Origin of the sequence: Paracoccus aerius (assembly GCF_014656455.1) — a bacterium.
Taxonomy (GTDB): domain Bacteria; phylum Pseudomonadota; class Alphaproteobacteria; order Rhodobacterales; family Rhodobacteraceae; genus Paracoccus; species Paracoccus aerius.
Window position 1 is genome coordinate 1 of the sequence record NZ_BNCL01000089.1, and the last position, 1,095, is coordinate 1,095.

Below are 1,095 nucleotides of genomic sequence, written 5' to 3' on the forward strand. Positions count from 1 at the left end.
TGAACCGCCCCGGGTTTACCGGAGAGTAAAACACTCAAAGGATGAGCCCTATGTCAAAGCCGAGATTCACCCCCGCCTATCCGGCCGAGCTTCGCGAACGCGGTGTTCGACTTTTCCGAGAGAACCGCGGCGACTACGCGAGCGACACGGCCGCCTACAGGGCGATTGCGCCGAAGCTTGGCTGTTCGCCCGACAGCCTGCGCGTCTGGTGCCAGCAGGCCGAACGTGATGCCGGTCAGCGCGGCGGTCTGACGAGCGCGGAGAAGGACCGGATCAAGGAACTGGAGCGCGAGGTCCGTGAACTGCGCCAGGCCAATGAGATCCTGAAGAAGGCCAGTGCGTATTTCGCAGCGGCGGAGCTCGACCGCCCCTTCCGCAAATGATCGCGTTCATCGACGATCACCGTTGTGTCCATGGTGTCGGGCCGATCTGCCGGGTTCTGGGGATCGCACCATCGACCTATCATGCCTTCAAGGCCGTCGAGCGTAATCCCGATCTGGCGTCGGATCGGGCCAGGCAGGATCGCCTCGACATGGCTGCCATCAAGGAGGTTTTCGATGGCAGCCGGGGCCGTTATGGCGCGCGCAAGGTCTGGCACCAATTACGCCGCGAAGGGCACGATATCGCCCGCTGCACGGTGGAGCGGCTGATGAAGGCGATGGGATTGCAAGGCGTTGTGCGTGGCAAGAAGGTCATCACGACCCACCCCGATGCGGCTCAGCCTTGCCCAGACGACAAGGTGAACCGGGCCTTCGTTGCGGACATGCCGAACCAGCTATGGGTCAGCGACTTCACCTATGTCTCAAGCTGGCAGGGCATGGTCTATGTTGCCCCTCGCCATGGTCACTCGGACCAGTGGCGTTTCCATGGCTCGATCATCGACGTCTTCGCCCGGAAGATCGTCGGCTGGCGCGTCTCGAGCTCGATGACGACTGGTTTCGTGTTGGATGCTTTGAACCAGGCTATCTGCCAGAGGACCCCATCCGAGACTGACAAGCTGATCCATCATAGTGATAGTCAGAAGATGGTTGCCAGTTCTTGGGCGGCCTGACTCTCACAGCGATAGACCGTCTGGTAAGCTGGCGCCGCAAGGCG

General features: G+C 61.5%; 1 pseudogene and 1 other annotated feature. The pseudogene reads left to right on the forward strand.

The annotated features are described in order from the left end of the window. Window positions 1-50 precede the first annotated feature (50 nt). Window positions 51-1,015: pseudogene (locus IE224_RS21240) on the forward strand (IS3 family transposase); the annotation flags it as partial. Continuing rightward, window positions 338-454, forward strand: a sequence feature (AL1L pseudoknot). Its footprint overlaps the pseudogene before it by 117 nt. Window positions 1,016-1,095 lie beyond the last annotated feature (80 nt).